At 57.9% G+C, this 6,327-nt stretch carries 4 protein-coding genes and 1 pseudogene; 2 read left to right on the forward strand and 3 right to left on the reverse strand.

The features are described 5' to 3' along the window. Positions 1-20 precede the first annotated feature (20 nt). The 3 genes and pseudogenes from NW843_RS08970 to NW843_RS08980 all read right to left on the reverse strand — a co-directional run bounded on the left by NW843_RS08970 (position 21) and on the right by NW843_RS08980 (position 3,535). Positions 21-500 carry a hypothetical protein gene (locus tag NW843_RS08970; protein ID WP_414522724.1) on the reverse strand — a complete coding sequence of 160 codons (480 nt, stop codon included), beginning with the start codon at positions 498-500 and terminating at the stop codon, positions 21-23. 24 nt (positions 501-524) lie between these two features. Next, positions 525-2,291, reverse strand: a complete 1,767-nt coding sequence (locus NW843_RS08975; protein ID WP_414522725.1) for a hypothetical protein — start codon at positions 2,289-2,291, stop codon at positions 525-527. A 320-nt stretch (positions 2,292-2,611) separates the two neighbouring features. Then, a pseudogene (locus tag NW843_RS08980) lies at positions 2,612-3,535 on the reverse strand (IS630 family transposase). A 178-nt stretch (positions 3,536-3,713) separates the two neighbouring features. Here NW843_RS08980 and NW843_RS08985 point away from each other — a divergent pair. Together NW843_RS08985 and recJ are read left to right on the forward strand one after the other, a co-directional pair. Next, positions 3,714-3,881 (forward strand): hypothetical protein, encoded by a 168-nt coding sequence (locus NW843_RS08985; protein ID WP_083757636.1) that lies wholly within the window; start codon positions 3,714-3,716, stop codon positions 3,879-3,881. A gap of 120 nt (positions 3,882-4,001) precedes the next feature. Beyond that, a complete protein-coding gene (recJ, locus tag NW843_RS08990) occupies positions 4,002-6,278 on the forward strand; it encodes a single-stranded-DNA-specific exonuclease RecJ (protein WP_414522727.1) in 2,277 nt (758 codons plus the stop codon). Positions 6,279-6,327 lie beyond the last annotated feature (49 nt).

Here is a 6,327-nt window from a genome sequence, read left to right on the forward strand (position 1 = left end):
TTTCAGTATAGTTGAGCTTATTATTGACTAGAGTCATGCTCTCCCACCGTGCGGCACCCCGACAAACGGGCAGAATACCCCCCATCCGCAAAGAACTTGAAAGTGCTATGCCTCCGGCACCCTACCGGGAACCGCACCGCTACCGCGACCGTGGTTGCCTTCAGGCCGGTACACTCGCCAATGACCGCGGTCAGCTTGCCCCCCGACTGTTGCCAGCGGCTGAGGATGTCTTGGATCTGGGGCCGATCCAGCAAGCCCGCTGCCTGCAAGTTTTGGAACAGATGCCTGGCCCATGGGGTGAGTTCTGCCAACAAGGGATCCGTCGGCGTATCCTCAGGAGTGTCGGCGTCGGTCTCGGGTTCCTCCGGTCTCCCCGTAAGGACTGCGTTTCGCTCACGCAAGCGTGCTGGCCCATCTTTGGCGGTTGAGCCAGAGAAGTTGGCTGCTCTCAACTGAGCCTGCGCTGCCTCGGCGATCAGCTTTTGCTGTTCGTAACTCACCTGCAGCAGACGGTTGCGATCGCGTTAGCGGTGCGGAGCACTTTTCTGCTCAATCTTGAGATTCTCTTGCAGGGACTCCAGGCTCTGCCGATAGGCCGCCAGCAGCTCTCGCGCGTCTCGCAGTTCCACCGTCAAGTTGGCCTGCTGCTGTTGAAGGGCGCTGAGGCGGGATCCCGTGGTTTTCAGTTGTTGTTGAGCTTGCTCCAAGGCTTCTTGGCGGGCTTGCAGGGATCCCTCCAGTTGGACAATGCGCTGGTCGGCCTCGGCCCGTTCTGCCCTGAGCTGGTGGATCAGGGCTTGGCTCTGCTGCAGTTGCTCCTCCAGTTGGGCAATGTGCGCTTCGTAGTCACGGTTGGCTGCCATCAGCCGCGCCATTTCCGCTTGCAGTTGTTGTAGCTGCGCCTGTAAGCTTTCCACCTGCTCTGGGGGAACATAGCCGGAAAGCCGCGCCATTTGGGCCTCGTGCTCTTGCTGTAGCTGGGCGTAGCGCTCTTGCCACATCTGCAAAGCGGCCCTCAGCTCCGCAATCTGTTGCTCCAAGGCGGCAACCTGCTCTGGCCAGAAGAAATCCAGATGCCGGGATGGGGCAGCTTCTGGCTCTGCAGCTTGCTGGGCAAGTTGGGCCTGCAGCTGATCCCGCCCCGACCGGAGCTGCTGGAGCTGCTGGAGCGCCGCTTCCAATTGAGCGCGTAGGTCAGCCACAACGCTGCTGGGCACCGAGTCCAACTGGCGTTTCTGCAGAATCTGGATTTGCTCTTGCAACTGCTCCAATTCCGACTGATAGCAATCTTGCTGGGTTTGCAACTGCCGCTGCGCCCTTTGCTCAGCAGCGCGGGCAAGAGCCAGCTCCGTTTCCAGCCTTTGCAGTTGTTCCCGCCAAACCCGCAAATCCTGCTGCAACGTTGCCTGGTGCTGGAGCTCTGCTTGTTGGAGACGGATGGTGGCTTCCAGTTTTTGAATGCGCTGCTGATACTGGTTTTGAAAATCGGCAATCTGCTGGTTCATGTTGGCCAGGATCCGATCCCATTCCTGTTCCTGGAGCTCGATTTGTAGCCGCAAGGCTTCCACTTGCTTGCGGTAGTCAGCCAAGGTGGCCGGTTGAGGCTCATCGGCAAAGGGATCCGAGGCCGCCGCAGCCAATGTTCCAGGGATGGGATCTCCCCCAACTGCGGATTCGAGACTCGATGGCTGAATTGTTCCCTCGCAAGGGATCTTGGCCTCTTCGGGTACAGCCAAATCCTGGGCCAGAGCTTCTCGACCAGGAGTTGCCGCTCTTTGGGGGGTAAGCTGAACCTCGGGTTTGGGATCCCTGGCCAAAAAAGGCTGCAGCGCCTCCCACGCATTGGGGGAAGCCATCCGCTGCAGTTGCACCTGAACATCCAAGGCGCGATCCAAAATGGCTGGCTGTACCCAGCCTTTCCAGGTGAGAATCTCCCCCAATTTCCGCCCGTAGCGACGCTGTTGGGCCAGAGCAACCCGCAACTGCTCAAAATCCAAGTGGCCCAGTGCCACCAAAATCTCTCCCAGAGAAAGGGACTGGCTGGGCAGGAAGCGGTAGAGAGCGGCTGGGGTGAGCCAGCCGTGCTCGAGACACACTTCTCCCAACTTGAGGTGGTTTTGCTGTTGCTCTCGCAGGGCCTGAGCCAACTGGGATTGGGAAATTAGCCCTGCCCGCAGCAGACGCTGTCCCAGCGGCAAGCTCGACTCAGCCTCACCGTCAGCAGCACCCCGCCCCTCCAGAAAGGGGAATGGGGTAGAGCCACTCTGGGAGGAAGAGGAGCGCGGAGGCATCAATAAAGTTCCCAGTTTAGGACTGTGTTGTTACTGTACTTTAGCTTATCGCCCCTCAGGATAAAGCACAAAGAGATGCCAACGCCACATTGACCAGAAAACTGGGTTACAAGCCCCGCCCTTTATGACGGCTTCTTGATACAGTAACTGCGAACTCCGCCAGCTTGTTCGCCTGCGGCGGCACTGAGTGCTTCGTGGTGCAGTACCTCTTACTAGAGGGACATTAGAGGGACAAAGTATCTGGGAGTCTCTTCCCAGTAATTAGGGCGGCGGCATCCCTCTTCGTGCATAGGGATGGAGCAGTACAGCCTGTTAAGGAATCAAGGGGCACAGTAGCAACACCTAGCAAACCAACTTCGGAAGCAGAATGGATTGATGAGTAGTCAAGAGGTCTCTGCTATCTGCTCCATCCCATACTTCCCGGCTCTGGAAAACTGCCGGATAAAAGGCTTCAATACCGACCACATCCTCTCAATCGGATTCAACTCTGGTGCATACACAGGCAGGTCTATGATCCGCGCACCTGTTCCTTGAATCAAACCCTCCACTTCCGAACTCTAATCACCACCTTCCGCGCATCCAGTTCCGGACATGAGTCACTTTGCAAAAACTCCAGAAAATTGCTCTTCCGCATTCCACCCTTGATAACACAACAGCCTACTGCCTCTCTCCAGGAAATAGCTTCAATAATCTTATGTTTTTTCCCTTTGCATCTCTGACGGTAACTGTAAGCTCTTTGACTGCGTAAACTCCGAGATACCCCTCCGTTCCATTGCCTCTCACACCCTTGTCTGGTCTAGAATAGCTATATCTTCCACTGGTATATTCTTGACTTCTTAACTATAGGCTAATTGTTGCCTTTGCACCTCCTCTTCTCTGATTTTTACACTGCGGTAATTCTTTTTTAGCGTCATTCCTCGCTTTTTTAAAAAGTTGTCTATCGTAACAGCACTCACATCAGTATCCAGTTGCTCTCGTAGCAGTTCTTGATACTACCACGGATAATAGTTCAGGCGCCTTTCAATGACCGTCATAACTTCTTGCCGGTGTTGTTCCAGAATACCTACTCGCTTTGTGCCGACTTTCTTGGGGGATAAATCCTGAGTTTGTTGATACTGATGCACCCAGTGGTGCAGTGTTCTTTGGGTTACCATGAACTGTTCCGCTACCTGGCGAGTGGAGGTCTTGCCTGCCTGATAAGCTGCCACAACTCTTTGGGATAAATCTAACAAATAGGTTGGTATATATCTCTCTTTTCTCTTGGATACTTGTATCCTAATTCATAGGCTGTAATCGGTGAAGTGCCAAAAATGATTCTGATTCTTGTTTCAGCATCGTTGCTGAGCAACCGCTAGGGTGTAGAGACGCGGATCTTCGACAAGAGGATCCCTAGGAAAAAACGAGAAAGAAGGAGAGAAAATCATGTCTGCCAGCACCCTTGTCCGTTGCGCCTGTGAACACTGCAACTGCAGCTTCGAGAGCAGCCAAGGCTATCGCTACGAAGGTCAACTCTACTGCAGCGAAGCCTGTGCCACCCACAATCACGAGCACCCTTCCGCCTGCTGTGTGGCTTCTCACTGCTGCCAGTAGGGTTCAAGGTAGCCCATCATCCCCAGCCCTTTCCTCTGGGATCCATTTCCCCCCTGGGCCGTTTTTGATAGGCTCCTGAGAAGTTCTACTCTTGTCGGCCAAGGGGTCGGCCTAGCTTGCATGGATTACGGCTGGCGCGAAGATACTCCGCACCGCTGGGAGCTGCTGCCCACTCCCCCCCAGTTCAATCTGGAGCTGAGCCGGGAATACGGCAAGTATGCGGCCAAGGTGATGGCCCTGCGGGGTCTGCACACTTGGGAGCAAGCGCGGGCCTTCGCGGATCCCGAACACTATTCCCCCACACCACCAGCATCCCTGCCGGATCTGGAGCGGGCGGTGGCGCGGCTGCTGCAGGCACGGGAAAGGGAAGAGACCCTGTGCATTTGGGGGGACTTTGACTGCGATGGTGTCACCAGTACCAGTCTCCTGCTCTCGGCGTTACAACCCTTGGGCTTCCGAGTCCAGTTCTCCATACCGCTGCGCAGCACCGAGGGGCACGGGCTCAATCCTCAACGGCTACAGCAGGTGCTGGCCCAGGGCTGCCAAGTGATCCTGACGGTGGATTGCGGGGTGGGCAATGCTGCCGAAATTGCCATGGCCCAAGTCCAGGGGGTGGACGTGATCGTGACGGATCACCACATGCTGCCGGATCCCTTGCCCGCTGCCTATGCGGTGGTCAACCCCTTGCGATTGCCGGCTGAACATCCGCTGCGCTTCTTGCCGGGGGTGGGAGTGGCCTACAAGTTGGCGGAGGCGCTCTACCAAGCCCTAGGGATCCCTGGTGTCGAGCAGCACCTGGATCTGGTGGCGGTGGGAATTGTGGCCGATGTGGCGGTGTTGCAGCGGGAGTGCCGCTACTTGGTGCAGCGGGGCCTGCCGGTGCTGGCCAGTACGCAGCGCCCGGGGTTGCGAGCTCTGCTGGCCCAGGTTAGCAACGGCCAGCTCCAGAGGTCGCCGACAACCCAGGATATTGCTTTTCGCATCGCCCCCAAGTTGAACGTCATTGGCCGCTTGGAAGACGCCAGCTTAGCAGTGGAGCTGCTGACCACCTCCGATCCAGAGCGGGCCCAGGCGCTGGTGCAACGGTTTGTTGCCCTTGACGAAGAGCGCCGGCAGCTCACCCAGCAAGTGATCCAAGAGGCCAGCCAACAGGTAGAGAGCTTGGATCTGACCCGGGAAGGAGCCATTGTTCTGGCGGAAGCCGGCTGGAACCCAGGGGTTCTGGAGATCGCGGCGGCGCGCTTGGTGGAGCAGTACCGCTGCCCGACGGTGTTGATTGCCAAAGACGAAGCCACAGGGCTGGGCCATGGGTCGGGTCGTTCCCTGCCAGGGGTGAACCTGGTGGAGGCCATCGAGGCTGTGCGCCCCCTCTTGCGGCGGGGAGGCGGACACCCCATGGCCGCCAGGATCCAAGTGGATCTGGCTTGCCTGGCCGCCGTACAACTGGCTTTGCGGCGGGAGCTGGCCGCGCGGGTCAGCCCAGATCACCAGGCTCGCACCTTAGCAGTGGAGATCGTCATCGATTGGGAGCTTCTGGCCTCTCAGGGCCGGGACGGGGTGGCAGAGCTGGATGAGGTGTATCGGCAGGTGCAGCTTCTGCAGCCCTTTGGGCACGGCAACCCCAACCCCGTCGTAGCCCTGATGAATGTTCGCTGCGGCAGCGTTAAGTTGGGGATTTCTCAGAATGGTCGCCACCTGAAGTTTGAGCTGGGATCCCGTACCCTGTGGTTTTGGCAAGCCGGAGAAGAGCTGGAGCGCTGGCAAAAATGCCAGGCTTTGGACATCGCCCTACAGTTGGAGGCGGATGACCGGGGCAGACAGCCTTGGCAGGGCAAAGTGCTGGCGGTGCGCCCTGCGGGAGAGTGGCAGGCACCCACCATTTCCGCCCCTCGCCTACAGATCCAAGATTTTCGGCAGAAACCCCTGCCGGATTCGCAGCAGGGGGCCATCTGTTACGACGGGCAGGAGGCCGAGAACTTTGTTCCACCACCCAAAGGGAAAGAGCTGGTACTGGCCCGCTGGCCCTGGCTACCGGCGGACTTGGCACAACTGCTGCAACAGGCACAGCCGCAAACGCTGATCCTGACTGCTTCTGGCCACCGCTGGGAGCAGATCCCCCAGCAGATTGCCCAACTGCAAGCGCTGTGGCAAGCAGGCCGACGGGATCCCGAGGATCTGGCTGCAGTAACTGGCTTTCCCCGGCAATGGCTGGCGGAACTGGACGGCCCGGAGCAGATCCCCACGCTGCTGATGGGCCGCCTTCAGGAATCCCAAGCCTTTCACCGCTGGCTGGATGAGGCTAGCCCCACCCAGATTGCCCAACTGTGTCAGCGGCTAATGCAATCGGATCCCCTCTCAAGAGAGACAAGAGAGAAAAGAGAAAAGAACGGAGAGTAGTGAGAAGGGAGCATGCCTCTAACCCCCAAAACCCTGAACTTTGCTGAAT

Source organism: Synechococcus sp. R5-12 (assembly GCF_047502655.1).
Lineage (GTDB): Bacteria > Cyanobacteriota > Cyanobacteriia > Thermostichales > Thermostichaceae > Thermostichus.